The organism is Clostridium sp. SM-530-WT-3G (assembly GCF_012843905.1).
Lineage (GTDB): Bacteria > Bacillota > Clostridia > Clostridiales > Clostridiaceae > Clostridium.
In genome coordinates this window covers 30669-45830 of record NZ_JABAGC010000026.1, presented here as the reverse complement: position 1 = coordinate 45830, position 15162 = coordinate 30669, and the positions used below count along the sequence as shown (strand labels likewise).

15 protein-coding genes are annotated in these 15162 nt (G+C 27.8%); 5 read left to right on the top strand and 10 right to left on the bottom strand.

Translation table 11 applies throughout. From position 1 onward, the window contains the following. Positions 1-254: 254 nt before the first annotated feature. The 8 genes from HF850_RS10240 to HF850_RS10205 form a co-directional block, all read right to left on the bottom strand. Entirely contained in the window at positions 255-860 is a 606-nt protein-coding gene (locus HF850_RS10240; RefSeq protein WP_169105345.1) for a hypothetical protein, read from the bottom strand. Between the two features lie 104 nt (positions 861-964). Further along, positions 965-2791 (bottom strand): acyl-CoA dehydratase activase, encoded by a 1827-nt coding sequence (locus HF850_RS10235; RefSeq protein ID WP_169105344.1) that lies wholly within the window; start codon positions 2789-2791, stop codon positions 965-967. Position 2792: 1 nt separating this feature from the next. Further along, the gene (locus tag HF850_RS10230; RefSeq protein WP_169105343.1) at positions 2793-4064 is read right to left on the bottom strand and encodes a 2-hydroxyacyl-CoA dehydratase family protein; all 1272 of its coding nucleotides are present in this window, start codon (positions 4062-4064) and stop codon (positions 2793-2795) included. A gap of 151 nt (positions 4065-4215) precedes the next feature. Beyond that, on the bottom strand, positions 4216-4689 hold the full coding sequence (locus tag HF850_RS10225; RefSeq protein WP_169105342.1) for a GNAT family N-acetyltransferase: 474 nt from the start codon (positions 4687-4689) through the stop codon (positions 4216-4218). A gap of 104 nt (positions 4690-4793) precedes the next feature. Next, complete coding sequence (locus HF850_RS10220) at positions 4794-5597, bottom strand: pseudouridine synthase (protein WP_169105341.1); 804 nt, start codon at positions 5595-5597, stop codon at positions 4794-4796. 284 nt (positions 5598-5881) lie between these two features. Continuing rightward, positions 5882-7447: an alpha-amylase gene (locus HF850_RS10215; RefSeq protein WP_169105340.1), complete on the bottom strand. Its 1566-nt coding sequence runs from the start codon at positions 7445-7447 to the stop codon at positions 5882-5884. Positions 7448-7719: 272 nt separating this feature from the next. Then, positions 7720-7977, bottom strand: a complete 258-nt coding sequence (locus HF850_RS10210) for a hypothetical protein (RefSeq protein ID WP_169105339.1) — start codon at positions 7975-7977, stop codon at positions 7720-7722. Between the two features lie 87 nt (positions 7978-8064). Beyond that, positions 8065-9024 carry a calcium/sodium antiporter gene (locus HF850_RS10205; protein ID WP_169105338.1) on the bottom strand — a complete coding sequence of 320 codons (960 nt, stop codon included), beginning with the start codon at positions 9022-9024 and terminating at the stop codon, positions 8065-8067. A gap of 354 nt (positions 9025-9378) precedes the next feature. On the opposite strand from HF850_RS10205, the gene HF850_RS10200 reads away from it, so the two are divergent. From HF850_RS10200 to HF850_RS10190, 3 genes are all read left to right on the top strand, one after another. Then, positions 9379-10935, top strand: a complete 1557-nt coding sequence (locus HF850_RS10200; RefSeq protein WP_169105337.1) for an ABC-F family ATP-binding cassette domain-containing protein — start codon at positions 9379-9381, stop codon at positions 10933-10935. A 240-nt stretch (positions 10936-11175) separates the two neighbouring features. Next, a complete protein-coding gene (locus HF850_RS10195; RefSeq protein WP_169105336.1) occupies positions 11176-12009 on the top strand; it encodes a methyl-accepting chemotaxis protein in 834 nt (277 codons plus the stop codon). A gap of 265 nt (positions 12010-12274) precedes the next feature. Beyond that, the gene (locus tag HF850_RS10190) at positions 12275-12685 is read left to right on the top strand and encodes a peptide deformylase (RefSeq protein WP_169105335.1); all 411 of its coding nucleotides are present in this window, start codon (positions 12275-12277) and stop codon (positions 12683-12685) included. Between the two features lie 122 nt (positions 12686-12807). Here the strand turns inward: HF850_RS10190 and HF850_RS10185 are convergent, their stop codons facing one another. Next, positions 12808-13602 (bottom strand): pseudouridine synthase, encoded by a 795-nt coding sequence (locus HF850_RS10185; RefSeq protein ID WP_169105334.1) that lies wholly within the window; start codon positions 13600-13602, stop codon positions 12808-12810. A gap of 343 nt (positions 13603-13945) precedes the next feature. Here HF850_RS10185 and HF850_RS10180 point away from each other — a divergent pair, with 343 nt between their 5' ends. Continuing rightward, entirely contained in the window at positions 13946-14578 is a 633-nt protein-coding gene (locus HF850_RS10180; RefSeq protein ID WP_169105333.1) for an ECF transporter S component, read from the top strand. A 62-nt stretch (positions 14579-14640) separates the two neighbouring features. Here the strand turns inward: HF850_RS10180 and HF850_RS10175 are convergent, their stop codons facing one another. Continuing rightward, positions 14641-14784: a hypothetical protein gene (locus HF850_RS10175; RefSeq protein ID WP_243159461.1), complete on the bottom strand. Its 144-nt coding sequence runs from the start codon at positions 14782-14784 to the stop codon at positions 14641-14643. A 168-nt stretch (positions 14785-14952) separates the two neighbouring features. Here HF850_RS10175 and HF850_RS10170 point away from each other — a divergent pair, with 168 nt between their 5' ends. Then, entirely contained in the window at positions 14953-15162 is a 210-nt protein-coding gene (locus HF850_RS10170; RefSeq protein WP_169105331.1) for a hypothetical protein, read from the top strand.

Below are 15162 nucleotides of genomic sequence, written 5' to 3'. Positions count from 1 at the left end.
ACTTTGTTTGGCAAGCTTACCCATAGCATTAAGCCTCAAATGTGATTCGTGTACCTCAGACCAAGGTTTTGCCTCAGTCTTCCTTCAGATTCCACCTCACGATGGACACCCTTGCCGTTGGCTGTGCGGTTGGCACTATCAGCCCCCGTAACGGACTTTCACCGATTAGCACATGCCCATGCTGGGCACACCAAAAACAGCAGGATTTTATAATACTATAATTTCCTGCTGTTTAATTAAAAACTTATACAACTTTAAATTTCTTTTATAATAAATTTATTTCTATTTTCAACTATTTTTATATTTAAAATTCTATTCAACTTATCCAAGCTCTTTAAGTTATTTATATACTTAATATTCTGTGAATCAACAAGTTTTCTAGTTACTTCTACTATATCCTTTTTATCATCATCAGTCAAAATAAGATTATTTGTAATGCATTCTCTATTAATATATGTTAATGTAGTCCATATCTGCTCTAAAGCAATCTTATTTAAATCCATAAGAACCCAAGTAAAATCTTTTCTTCTATGTCCTTCTGGATAAGCTTCTTTAAAAAATTTAATAAAATTATTTTCTATCTTTGGATCTTTATCAAAAACATATTTGCCAAGCTGTGACTTTAATGTATTTTTAAGATACATTATAGTATTAGGCTTTATCTTATCTGCCATTTCATCAATCTTTTTATAAATAAAGTTATAAGTGCTTTCAATTTGAAAAACATCTGGATCTTTCTTTAATATTTTAGTCATATCGATATATTCTAGAATATTCTTTTTGCTATTAAGTTCTTTTCCATATATCTTCTGCCATATTTCTTGTCCGTCAAGACCATTAATATTTAAATTTTCTTCCATAACTATCTTCATCCTTTTAATAAATTAGTAGTTATATTATATCCAAAAATCATAGCATAATAAATAAAAATTTAGTTTCTTAATCATTTAAAATCAACTTTTTATTATTGTAATTCATCTAATGCGTATAATGCTGCCCCTATAGCTCCAACTATTTCTGGTTCTTTAGATATAAATAGTTCTTCCCCTATCTTGTCTTCAATAGCTTTTACTACACCAATATTTTGTGCAACTCCACCTGTCATCATGAATTTGCTTTCTCTACCTACTCTGTTAAGTAATGAATTTGTCTTACTTGCTATAGATGCACATAATGCATGGATAATATCACATTTTTCTTTATTTTCAGCAATTAATGATATTACTTCAGATTCAGCAAATACTGAACACATACTACTTATGCTTATATCTTCCTTCCACTTTAATGCTTCTGGTCCCATTTCCTTTATGTTTATTTCTAATGTTCTTGCCATCATTTCAAGGAAACGTCCAGTTCCTGCAGCACATTTATCATTCATAGCAAAGTCTGTTACTTCACCTTTATCATTTAATTTTATTACCTTACTATCCTGTCCACCAATATCTATTATTGTACGAATTTCTGGATTTAAGTAATGTGCTCCTCTTCCGTGGCAGCTTATTTCTGTTACACCTTTATCAGCATAATCTATACTTACTCTTCCATATCCAGTAGATATAATTAAAGATAAATCTTCTCTTTTTAGATTAGCCTTTTCTAATACTTCGTCTAGTACTTTTCTAGCACTTTCCTTACTTTTAGCTCCTGTTCTAACTACATGTGATACTACAATATTTCTGTCTCCATCCATGATTACTGCATTAGTTGAAGTTGAACCACTATCTACACCTAAAACATATACTTTTCCGTTATTCATTTTTACTTTACCATCCTTTATTCCGCTTTTACTTTCATTTTCTAAATCATCTCTTAGACCTTGAACTCTCTTCTTATATTCTGCATCTGCCTTACCATCTTGATCATAGCATGCTCTACATACTTCATTATTCTTATCTCCATCTAATGTTAGAGATGCTGATTTATTTTGAGCTTTTCCGCTATTCATTACAGAAAGTGATTCTATAAAAGCTTCAACTCTTGTCTTTATTTGTCCTGCACATTGCTTAGTATAATCTGTTTCAACCTTTAGAAGTGGAATACCTATATCATCCTTTAAAAAAGCATATTCATATGAATAAATGTCGCAGAATTTAACTGTATGATAGATTATACCTTGAACCTTATCTCTCATTTTTTCTATATATTCGCTTCTTTTATTCACATCTTCCATTCTTACACAAGGAAGCTTGTTTAATAAACATTCTGTATATTTGTTTATAGAAAAATTATCATTATTAATGTCATCATAAACTCTTTCATCGCCAGTACATGTAATATTAAATACAATATTACCATTACTGTTTTCTACTAGCTTTACTATTTCATCGTTGCATCTCGCACCCATAATTCCAACGTTAATTCCACCATTAGAGTTATTTATTTCTGACTTTTTACTTAATACAACTTCTTTTAATTTTTCTCTTTCAAATTTACACTTCTTGAATTCTTCATATGCATCCACCATGTTCATAATAGATTCTTCATAAAGTGAAACTGCACTTTCATTTACCTTTCTAGGTAATTCAAGCATATAAACAAACATATTAGGAAAATTAGCTTTTAAAGTGTCATATAGTCTTCTTGTACTATCACAACAATTTGTTAATATTACTCCTTCATATTCCTTTTTAGATACTTCTTCAAGAACTCCCTTAACATACGAACATAAATTAGCATGCATCATTGATTCTGCTTTATCATAGCTTGTAGCATTAGTGTCTATCTTTTCCACCTCTACTCCAAGTGCTTCAAATATCTCCATTGGGGCATATTTACATGTATAACCGATCATACTATTTTGCCTCCTTTTGTGTTCTTATCATTTCTAAGAATGCTTCAAGACGTGTTTTTATTTGTCCATCTTGACAGTTTCTTCTATCCATACAGTCTCCATCTAATACTAACATTGGAATACCTTTTTTTCTTATAGCTTCTTTAAGCTGCATTGCACCACCGGCAGACTGTTTACATCCTAAATGGCAGAAATGTATAACCGCATCTGATCCTAATTCATCTATAGCTTTTTCTATAGTTTCAATTTTTCTTTCATATGGACCATTATACATGTTTAAAATAAGTTTTTTAGCAAGTGCTTCTAAAGGATGGTCTACATCTAATTCATCCATATAATCAAAATTAGTATCATAAGATTGAATTTGATATCCTTCATTAAAGTTAAAGTATTTTTTCATTGTTTCTTGATAGTATGGTAGTAAATGCACCCAGAATATCTTTAATCCATGGCTATCTGGATAAGTTTGTATATCCTCACTAAGAAGCTTGTAAAAATCAAGTATTTCTTGTGTTCCTATACCTACATGCGATGCAAAAAGCATAAACATATGTAAAGTTAATGAACTTGGATAATACTTTGTTTTTTGGTATTTTAAATATTCATTAAAGTACTTTTTAGATTCATTTTCTCTTCTAAGAATTTCCTTTAATTTTTCCATATCAAATTTTTTGTTAGTTTTTTCTTCTAACATTGATATCATTTCTTTAAGTTGGTTTACTACATACTTTTCATTAGCTTCTGAATAGTCATATGGAATGTCAATGATATAAGAATCTACTTTTCTCTTCTTAGCAATATATCTTATAGTATTCACATTCCCATCGCAGCATGTTGATGTTGTTATTGCAAATTTAGGTGTAGGTAGTACCCCTGATTCTACTGCACCTATAAATCCCCTATGATAAGAACATAATGTTTCAGCAACTCCTAAATTTTCTGCATATTCATTGAAAAAATCTTCTATTTCAAATCCAGATAGAAAACTTGAAATGCATTCAATAGATAGTGGATTTATATCAAATGCTTGAAGAATTTCTACTGGAGTGAATATATTTACCCAAGCTGCCTTTTCTGGATTTTTTAATCCACGTAAAACTGAATTAAGAGCAATTAGATTTAATTTTTTATATGCTTTTGGCATATCTTTTTCTGAAAATTTAACTATTTGCTTTTCAAAAAATAATCCTAATTCAATCATCTTATAAGCTTTATCTGGATTCTCAGCAGCTTGCTTTTTCGTTAATGCTTCATATTTTTGTATTAAGTTCATTTCTTCACCTCATCTTATAATAATGAGTAGTTTAAGTTGCCTATTTATATATTTACCACTGCCTATTATCTCATAATAAATAAATAGTTTCAACTAAAACAAAATAACTACAAAATGTTAAAATAATAACATTTTGTAGTTATTTATATTATTAATCCCTAAAACTCTTTTCCATTCTAATTATTGGCATACCTGACTTAGGTGAAATGTATTCTTCGCCTACTATTTTAAAATCAAACTTTTTATAAAATTCTACAGCTGGAATTCTTGCATCCAGTCCAACACTCTTCAAATTTAATTCTTCTGCCTTTATAAAAAGCTGTTTTATGATTCCAGCTCCTATTTTATATCCTCTATACTCGTGATCCACAACTACTTGAGTTATTTCTCCAACATTTCCTTCAACAAATAATCTTGCATGACCAACTACTTTATGATCCATATCATTATGGTCCATATAAGCTACAACACGTAAACTTTTATCTTCAAATTCATCAAATATACTTTCTCTTGAACGGTTGGATGTTTCATAAAATTCTCTATATCTAAGTTCAATTGCCGAATGGTATAATTCTGATTCCTTATCAATAAACTTATATTTTAATTTTTCATGTAGCTCTTTCATTAATTGTTTTTCCTCCTTAGTTCTGCACCCTGCTTAATTATAATATATATTAAATTTATTATTTAAAATTATCTTTACTTTTATCCTAAAATATATAAATTAATTTATTTTACAAGCTTTTTTATCGTTTGAATTTCTTCTTCATTTATATATCTCCATTTTCCATAATCGATATCATCTAAAGAAATATTTAGTATTCTAATTCTTTTAAGCTTTATAACTTCATACCCAAGAGTTTTACACATTTTTCTGATCTGCCTATTAAGTCCTTGAGTCAGAATTATTTTAAATGTATTTTCATTTACTCTTTCAGCTTTACATGGTCTTGTTACTATACCATCATTATTATTACTTTTTAATTTAGCATCATTTAAATCTACTATTTTCTTAACTCCATTATCAAATACTACTCCTTTAGTATCTGATATTCTTTTGATTCCAGTGCCTTTTGTCCCTGGTATCTTAACTCCGCATCTTATTTGATTAATAAATTCATCATCAAACTCTTTATTTAAAGTAACTATATATTCTTTTTCATGATTATTATCAGCTTCTAATATATCATTAGCAAGCTCTCCATCATTAGTAAGTATGATAAGCCCTTCTGATTCTTTATCTAATCTTCCTACTGGAAATATATATTTAGGATAGTTAACGAAATCTATAATATTATCTTTAACTTCTTTGTCTGAAGTAGTTATTATACCTGCTGGTTTATTAAGTGCTATATAAATTCTTTCCTGCATAGAAATTTTCTTCCCATCAAGAAGTATTTCATCATCTTCCTCAACCCACTGTCCTTGAACACATTCTTTTCCATTCACTGTAATCCTTTTATCATCTATAAGTTTATTTACATCTTTTCTTGAACATATTCCGTAATTGCTAAAAAGCTTATTTATCCTCATACCCTTAAATTTTCCTTTCATATTTTTATAACATTAAATATAAAATAATCATTCTAAAATTATATGAGTTTAATTAAATATGATTATTATAGGATAAAAATAAAATCATAATTTATCGCTATCTTTTAGAAAAAAAACTACTGCCTGAAATAATCAGACAGTAAGTATATTTAGCTATCAATATAAAGTTATACTAAAAAATCACCCAAAATTCAATATAAACATTAAAAAATCACAATATTATTTATATATTTCCATTAAATCATTATAAATTTCATATATTATCACTTTATATTTTCTTTTATCCATATAGAATAAGAACCATCTAATACTCTAAATACTCCTTCACCATTATCATCTATTACAACTCTATCTTTTATATTATCAGTAATATCATACCACTTTTCTCCTATATGCTGTTTTCCAACATACATCTTCTTTACTCCTCCTAATCCATTTGTTATTATTGCAGCCAATCCTGAGTTTTTATGATTACAATCCCCTTCTCTAGTCCATCCTATAACAGAATGATGGTCTATATAATCATGCTGAATGCCATATGAATAGTTCTTTCTAGCATTCATTATTATATCCAGCTCTTTTCTAATTCCAGCATACCCTTTTTCCGGAATCCCATAATAATCACCAAAAAATATACATGGATACCCTTCCTGTCTTGTCAATATAAATGTATATGCTAAAGGTTTAAACCATGTTTGTACCCAAGACTCTAAGGATTGTCCAATTTGTGTATCATGATTATCTACAAATGTAACTGCATACTTTGAATTCTCTTTTAAAAGAGTATTATACAATATTTTTCTCATATCATAATATCCTGCTGAACTGCTTGCATTGAAAAAATTAAAATGAAGAGGTGCATCAAATAAACTCATTGAATAATCACACTGCTTTAAATAATACTTAAGACTCTCTATATTCCATGTCCAATATTCTCCTACAGTAAAAAGTTCTTTACCACTGCTTTCTCTTATTGCTTTAAGCCAATCTTTAAAGAAATCAAACTTAATATGCTTAATTGCATCTAATCTAAATCCATCTACATTAGTCTCTTTTACATACCAGCTCGCCCATCTATTAAGTTCGTTTACTACATCTTCACTATCCATATCTAAATCTGAAAACATAAGAAAATCATAATTTCCATTTTCTTTATCTACATCTTCTTCCCATTCTTTTCCTTCAAATTTGAATATGCCTTTCTCTTTTGTAATATCATCATAATCTACACCATCAAAATCTTTTGAACTCCATTTATAATCAGAATACTTTCCATTCCTGCCTGGAAAATTAAATACCGTATGAGCTCTTATCTGTCTTTTTTCTCCTATAAATCTGTTTCTATCATTCCAAGCAACAAGTCTTGCATCAACAAGTTCTGTACCATCTGCACCAGCTTTATGATTAAATACTACATCTCCTAAAATATCTATGTTATATTTATGTGCCTCTTTTATTGCATCTAAATACTCTTGTTTTGTTCCATATTTTGTCCTTATAGTTCCTTTTTGTTCAAATTCCCCTAAATCATATAAATCATAAACAGCATATCCAACATTATTTATTCCTCCATGAGCTTTATATGCTGGTGGAAGCCACAATGAAGTAATTCCTAGATTTCCTAAATTTTTTGCTTCAGATTTTAACTTATTCCAAAGAGAACCATCATTTGGATAGTACCATTCAAAATACTGCATCATGGTATTATTATATTCAACTTCTTTACTGATATTATTCCTTTCTTTTGAATTTTGCCTTGTTAATTTCTCTATACCTTCACTAAATGTTTGATCTCTAATTATTTCAATTTTATTATCATGATTTTGCATTTCATCATAATAATCAGAATTTTGGTTTATTTTTGATTTATGCTTTGTAAAGATATTTTTTATTCTTTTGTAGATTTTAAGCTTTTTTAATTTAAATATAAGTATTTTAACTATTTTATCTATGTCGATACCCTCTTTTCTATGTAAATATTTGTATAATTAATTATACTACTTTTTCCACTTTTTTCATATATTATTTGCATAAATAATAAAAGCTGACATAAAAAAATAAATGTCAGCTTTTAATACAATATTATTAAATATGAACTTTTCTATTTATTATGTGTACCACCATCTTTAAACTTATTGATTGCATTTTTAATACTATCATTCATCTTATTTGTTTTTTCTTTTATATTTTCGCCTAAATCATCAGCTTTATCCATCATTACATCTTTCATTTCATTCATTTCAGAACCAATAGAATGTGCCATTCCTTTCATTTCACCACTTATTCTATGACTTGATTCCTTCATTTCTTCTCCTAATTTTCTGCCTTCTTCTTTCATTCTATCTGTAAAATCACTCATAGTTACATCTCCTTTAATATAAATAATAACCTATATATAAGTTTATCCAATAAAGCTAATATTATTAATTCAAACAGTTCTAATATATTAATTTCTCATAATTATATAAACCGCATATGCAATATATAATATGACTAAAAATATGCCTTCTGGTTTTGATAATCTTTTCTCTTCTTTTTTATTAGCAAAGATTAATATATACATAATAATTGTTATAGCTATAAGATATAAGAAATCAATCATAAGACTTGATTCTACTGTTATTGGACTTATTGCTGCTGATGCACCAAGAATTAATAATATATTAAAAATATTAGATCCTAATACATTCCCAAGAGCAATATCATTTTCTCCCTTAAGAGCTGCTACAACTGATGTTACAAGTTCAGGAAGTGATGTTCCCATTGCTACTATAGTAAGACCGACAAGTTTTTCACTCATGCCAAGAGATGTTGCTATATTAGTAGCACTATTTACAACTAATTGTCCACCAATTACTATTCCAACTGCTCCTATAATTATTAATAATACTTTTATGAATACATTTATATTTTTTTCTTCTTCTGAAGGTTCAGGCATATCAGTCTTTTTTGCCTTTATTACTAAATAAGTAATATATGCTATACATATAACTAGCAAAATTATTCCATCAAATCTTGATATAGTGTTACCTTTTCCTCCCCATAAAGAGTCAAATGCTAATATAAATAATAATATAGTAGCAAATAAATTTATTAGAAAATCAGTTTTAACTTTCTTTTTAATTATGATTATTGGAAATACTATTGTAGTTACACCTAAAACTACAAGTGAATTAAATAAGTTTGATCCTAATACATTACCAATAGCAATATCATTACTGCCCTTAAGTGCTGATATTAAACTTACTGCTAATTCTGGTGCACTTGTTCCAATTGAAACAATAGTAAGTCCTACTATAACTGATGGTATACCAAGCTTTTTTGCTATAGATGATGCACCATCAACAAATACATCTGCTCCTTTAATCAGAAGAACAAATCCAACTAATAATAAAATATAATTCATAATATCGTCCTTTCTTTAATGTTATTTCTCATATAATTCCTATGATTAATATAAATTTAATTTTGTTAATATTATGATTTATTATACACTAATATATTATATTGTTAAGTTTTTGTATTTAGAAATTCTTTAACTTTTTACAATATAATCTGTATATCATTTATTATTCCTTATTATCACTTAATATATTTTAACTCTAAAAATAAAATATATTCTTAATGCTAAAAAATTATATATATATTATTCTTTAAAGGTAAAAACATCAGAAATTTACTTTGACATATAAGGTTTGTATCATATAAACTATTATCATAACTTTATTACTGAAAACAAATTGTTTTAGGGAGGAAATTAATGAGCGTATTACTTGTTAAAGATATTAACCATGGTTTTGGTGACAGAGCCATATTCGAAGATGTTTCATTTAGATTATTAAAAGGGGAACATGTTGGTCTTATTGGCGCTAATGGTGAAGGTAAATCAACATTTATGAATATAGTTACAGGAAAACTTCAACCAGATGAAGGTAAAGTAACATGGTCAAATAACGTGAGAGTTGGATATATGGACCAGCATGCTGCACTTACAAAGGGACAAAGCATAAGAGAAGCATTAAGAGGTGCTTTTAAATATCTTTTTGATCTTGAAGCTGAAATGAATTCATTATATGAAAAAATGGGTGACTGCACTGAAGACGAGTTAACAAAAATGTTAGATAGAACTGCAGTAATTCAAGATTTACTTGATAACAACGGATTTTACGTTATAGATCCGAAGGTTGAGGAAGTTGCAAAGGGACTTGGACTTTTAGATTTAGGACTTGATAGAGACGTAGATGATTTATCTGGTGGTCAAAGAACTAAAATTCTTTTAGGTAAGCTTCTTCTTGAAAATCCAGATATACTACTTCTTGACGAGCCTACTAATTACTTAGATGAAGAACATATAGAATGGCTTAAGAGATATTTGCAATCATATGAAAATGCATTTATCTTAATCTCCCATGATATTCCATTCTTAAATTCAGTTGTAAATTTAATTTATCATGTTGAAGAAAGAAAACTTACTAGATACGTTGGGGATTATGATGAATTCCAAAGAATATATGCAGAAAATAAAAAGAAGTTAGAAGCTGCATATGAAAAACAACAAAAAGAAATAGCAAGACTTGAAGATTTCGTTGCTAGAAATAAAGCTAATGTTGCTACTGCTAATATGGCTAAATCTAGACAAAAGAAATTAGATAAAATGGAAAAAATTGAATTAATGGCTGAAAAACCAAAGCCAGAATTCAACTTTAAACCAGCTAGAACTTCTGGAAAAGTTATTTTCGAAACAAAGGATTTAGTAATAGGATACACTTCTCCACTTACTAAACCATTAAATCTTTCAATGGAAAGAGGACAAAAAATAGCTTTAGTTGGAGCTAATGGTCTTGGAAAATCTACATTATTAAAAAGCTTACTTGGAGTAGTTAAGCCATTAAGTGGCGAAGTTCATCTTGGAGATTATCAACATATTGGATACTTTGAACAAGAAGATAGAACTGATAATAAGAATACTTGTATAGAAGAAGTATGGCAAGAATTCCCTGGATATACTCAATATCAAGTAAGAGCTGCTCTTGCAAAATGTGGACTTACTACTAAGCAATTAGAATCTCAAATCAGAGTATTATCTGGAGGAGAAGCTGCTAAGGTTAGATTATGTAAGATATTAAATAACGAAACTAATATACTAATCCTAGACGAACCTACTAACCATTTAGATGTAGATGCAAAAGAAGAATTGAAAAGAGCTTTAAAAGAATATAAAGGAACTATTCTTTTAGTATCCCATGAACCTGAATTCTATAGAGATGTAGCAACTGAAATATGGAATTGTGAAGAATGGACTACTAAAATAGTATAAGTATATTATACATAATATAAATAGCTGTTATTAATAGATTTTTAATCTATTAGTAATAGCTATTTTTTAATATCACAGCAGTTAATCAATATTATTCCTACTGGAAACATAATGCTTAATATATGTAACACTTTCTTAGTTTAATAATTAATAGTTTAATATTTCTTCGACAATATATATTTAATTTTACCAAATATTATGATAAAATAGAATTATATTTAAAATAAAGGGGTAATACATATGATAAATCAAAAATTAACTGAGGTAGCCAATTGTGCTCCACTGATAAAACAAATGACTGGTTTAGATGCAGCAATAGCTGTATGGAATACTGAGGGAGAGGTAATAGCCTATTTTAAATCTAATAAGGTAAATATTAATTTTGATGTTGGTTATAAAGATACCGATAAAAACAGCAATATTCACCGAGTTTTAAGAACTGGTAAACCTTCATATTCAAAAATCCCAAAAGAAGCTTTTGGACAAGCATTTGAAGGCACTGCTACACCTATATATGATAATGGTGAAATCGTTGGTGTTGTTACTTATATTTATTCTTCTGAAGTTAGAGATGGAATAATTAATAATGCAAATGCTTTAGATGAATCTATAACAAATACAAATGTATCAATTAACTCCATATCTGAAAATAGTATAACTTTATCATCCAATATGAATGAAATAAAAACTATTACAGATTCTATAGTTGATAAAGTTAACGATGCTATCGAAATAGTTACTTCAATACAACAAAATGCAAAATTATCAAATATCCTTGCATTAAATGCTTCTATTGAATCAGCTAGAGCTGGTGAAGCAGGTAAAGGTTTTGCTGTTGTTTCAGACGAAATGCGTAAATTCTCAAAAGCAAGTCAAGAAGCTTCTGATAATATAAGCAATAGTTTAAATGAAATAACAAAATCTTTACGAGAAGCAAAGAAACATATTGATAGTTCACAAGAAGTAGTAAACAACCAAGCTACTTCTATAAATAATCTTAACTCAATATTTGAAAATGTAACAGAGACTGCAAAAAAAACTATTGATGTATGTAACAAAATCACATGCATTTAATCAAAGAATTTTTCATTAGTAAATTTATCGCAATATTAAGCGAATTAACCTACTTTTTATAAACTTTTATTTAAACAAGGATAATTATTGTTTGTACCAATTACTATCCTTGTTTATTTTTTTATTATAGTATTTACTATATTATATATTATCATCTGCAATTTTAAATTAAAGTATATAGTAAGATTACAATTTAAAATTCTATTATGCTATAATAATTAAATATTCAAAGAAATTAATTATTTAAGAAGAAAGGTTGACTAAAATGATAAAACCAATTATGAAGGATGTGTTATTCTTAGGTCAAAAATCTGAACCAGCTACTAAGGCTGATGCTTATATAATTACAGATCTTACAGATACATTAAGAGCAAATTTAGATAATTGTGTAGGCATGGCAGCAAATATGATAGGTATAAAAAAATGTATTATAGTATTTACTGTTGGAGATATTATAGTACCTATGGTTAATCCTGTTATAAAAAAGAAAATGAACAGCTACGAAGCTGAAGAATGTTGCTTGTCTCTTACTGGATTTAGAAAAACCACAAGATATAAAACTATTGAGGTAGAATATTTAGATAAGAACTTTAAAAAACAAAAAGGCACTTTCACAGGATATACAGCTCAAATAATACAACATGAAATAGACCACTGTAATGGTATTATAATTTAAATAACATATATCATACAGAAATAGATTGCTTTTAATAGCAATCTATTTCTGTTCTTATTTTCCACACCTTATCCTAGTAAATATATTTTTCTATCTAAACAATGTATAAAATTATTTAATAACTATTTATTTTGTTCATTATTAAGTAATATATTTACTTCATCTTTTGTTAAGTGACGATACTTTCCTTTTTCCAAAGATTTATCAAGTTCTATTTTTCCTATAGAAACTCTCTTAAGATATATAACATAACATCCCATAAGCTTTAACATTCTCTTCACTTGATGTTTTCTCCCCTCTACAAGGGTTAAATATCCACTTACTATAGGCTGGTTGTAATAATTTTTGTTTATACTGTAATGTTCTTGTAAATTTAATTCTTCTTCAAGCTCACTATAATCACCACTCTTTAATATTTCAAGCTTTGCATTTTTAGTAATAGGATCATGCTCTCCTATATTCATCCCATTTTCCATATGACTTTTCTTATTTTCATCAATATTCCCTAATGCTATGAAATAATACTTTTTATCAATATGCTTATCCGGGTTCATTAGTGCATGATTAAAATCTCCATCATTAGTTAAAATCAAAAAGCCTTCTGTATCCTTATCTAGTCTACCCACATGAGTAACACCATTCATATTTTCATCTTTAAAATAATCAAATACTGTTCTATTTTCTTCATCTTTACGTGCTGTTACACATCCTTTAGGCTTATTAAACATATAATATACCTTTCCCCTATATATTACAGCTTTATTTTTATATTCAATATTGTCATTTAATTCATCTATTTCTTGTGCAGGTTCTGTTACAGTTTTCTTATTTACCTGTACAAGTCCCTCTTTTATAAATATTCTACATTCTTTTCTTCCACCAATTCCTGACTCTGCTAAAAATTTATCTAATCTCATGTTTCCTCACTCATCTGCTAAATCTATAATGTACTTCTACTAAATTTAGCTCATTTCTCTTTATTCTACTTTTTTGAAATATCTATCTTCTAGACAATAAATATATTTAATATTAAAAGAACTTACTCAAAAAATCAATTTCTTTCTACAATGATACTACTACTTAATATAAGACCACTTTTTTAATATTCTCCCTTTAAATATTGTACCCATACATTTGACTCATATCTTATTAATGCTATAATTATCCTATAAATTTGCAGTATTTAAATTAAATATAATCCGGAATAATTTAATTACCAAAATAAGCAATATAATTTATTCTAAGCAAAGGGGAATCATTATGGATAATAAAAATTTAAAATTAAGAAAATTAATGCAGACAGCACTACTTGCAGCATTATGTTTTGTATCATTTACATATTTGCAGATAAAAATACCTGTAGGAGGTGGAGATGCTACTTCTCTTCATATAGGTAATGCATTCTGTGTACTTGCCGCACTTCTTCTTGGAGGCGTATATGGAGGACTTTCTGGTGCAATAGGAATGACTATAGCTGATTTAATGGATCCAGTTTATTATATAGGTGCACCAAAAACATTTGTTTTAAAATTTTGTATAGGATTTATTACTGGCTTTGTAGCTCATAGAATTGCAAAAATAAATGAATCAAATGATAAGAAATATATATTTAAATGGACTGTAATATCTTCAGCATGTGGTTTAGGTTTTAATGTAATAGCAGACCCAATTGTCGGATATTTCTACAAACAATATATATTAGGACAACCTCAAGAATTTGCTAAAGCTTTAGCAAAACTTAGTGCAGCTACTACTTTAATTAATGCAATAGTTTCAGTTGTATTAGTAACAGTTTTATATACTGCATTGAGACCTATATTATTAAGAACAGGACTTTTACTTCCTGTTGGCTCAGATAATAATTCACTAAAACAGTCTACTGTAAATAATTAGAATAATACAATAAAACACCTGCTATATTTAAGCTAATATAACAGGTGTTTTTATGTACATTATTATTCTACAAGTATACATAATCTATGACCACAGTTAGGACATTTATAATCTATCTTTTCATTTGTATCTGTATTGTAGTCATAACTATACTCTTCCATTTTTTCTCCACAAATAGGACATATAACTTCTTCTTTTTCGCTCAATTCACTTTCCACCTTTCCTATAAACATAATTTTAACTTAATATTGAATTAAATACTAGTATTAAGGGATACTAATATTATATAATACAAGTATATGATTTAATAATTATTAATTAATAATTATTAATTAAATATAAAAATAATATTAAATTAAGGACGGCATGATATAATGACAGAAAAATACCAAAACAAATTCAATAATTTAAGATTTGAAACTAACACCGAAAAGGATTTAGAAGTAAATTCTCCTATTTTAAATTCAGATCTTTCTTCAGAAAACATTACGGATGATTGTTCAAATGAAATGTTATTACAATATGAATATTCAGCAGAAGAACAAAAAGATGAAGATAAATTAGATAAACATTCTGAAGAATAA

What these genes read in the sequence shown, in the direction of transcription:
- HF850_RS10210 (WP_169105339.1), bottom strand. Translation starts at nt 7,977, where the DNA reads ATGAGTGATTTTACAGATAGAATGAAAGAAGAAGGCAGAAAATTAGGA.
- HF850_RS10200 (WP_169105337.1), top strand. Translation starts at nt 9,379, where the DNA reads ATGAGCGTATTACTTGTTAAAGATATTAACCATGGTTTTGGTGACAGA.
- HF850_RS10180 (WP_169105333.1), top strand. Translation starts at nt 13,946, where the DNA reads ATGGATAATAAAAATTTAAAATTAAGAAAATTAATGCAGACAGCACTA.
- HF850_RS10170 (WP_169105331.1), top strand. Translation starts at nt 14,953, where the DNA reads ATGACAGAAAAATACCAAAACAAATTCAATAATTTAAGATTTGAAACT.
- HF850_RS10185 (WP_169105334.1), bottom strand. Translation starts at nt 13,602, where the DNA reads ATGAGATTAGATAAATTTTTAGCAGAGTCAGGAATTGGTGGAAGAAAA.
- HF850_RS10230 (WP_169105343.1), bottom strand. Translation starts at nt 4,064, where the DNA reads ATGAACTTAATACAAAAATATGAAGCATTAACGAAAAAGCAAGCTGCT.
- HF850_RS10235 (WP_169105344.1), bottom strand. Translation starts at nt 2,791, where the DNA reads ATGATCGGTTATACATGTAAATATGCCCCAATGGAGATATTTGAAGCA.
- HF850_RS10220 (WP_169105341.1), bottom strand. Translation starts at nt 5,597, where the DNA reads ATGAGGATAAATAAGCTTTTTAGCAATTACGGAATATGTTCAAGAAAA.
- HF850_RS10190 (WP_169105335.1), top strand. Translation starts at nt 12,275, where the DNA reads ATGATAAAACCAATTATGAAGGATGTGTTATTCTTAGGTCAAAAATCT.
- HF850_RS10240 (WP_169105345.1), bottom strand. Translation starts at nt 860, where the DNA reads ATGGAAGAAAATTTAAATATTAATGGTCTTGACGGACAAGAAATATGG.
- HF850_RS10215 (WP_169105340.1), bottom strand. Translation starts at nt 7,447, where the DNA reads ATGCAAAATCATGATAATAAAATTGAAATAATTAGAGATCAAACATTT.
- HF850_RS10195 (WP_169105336.1), top strand. Translation starts at nt 11,176, where the DNA reads ATGATAAATCAAAAATTAACTGAGGTAGCCAATTGTGCTCCACTGATA.
- HF850_RS10225 (WP_169105342.1), bottom strand. Translation starts at nt 4,689, where the DNA reads ATGAAAGAGCTACATGAAAAATTAAAATATAAGTTTATTGATAAGGAA.
- HF850_RS10205 (WP_169105338.1), bottom strand. Translation starts at nt 9,024, where the DNA reads ATGAATTATATTTTATTATTAGTTGGATTTGTTCTTCTGATTAAAGGA.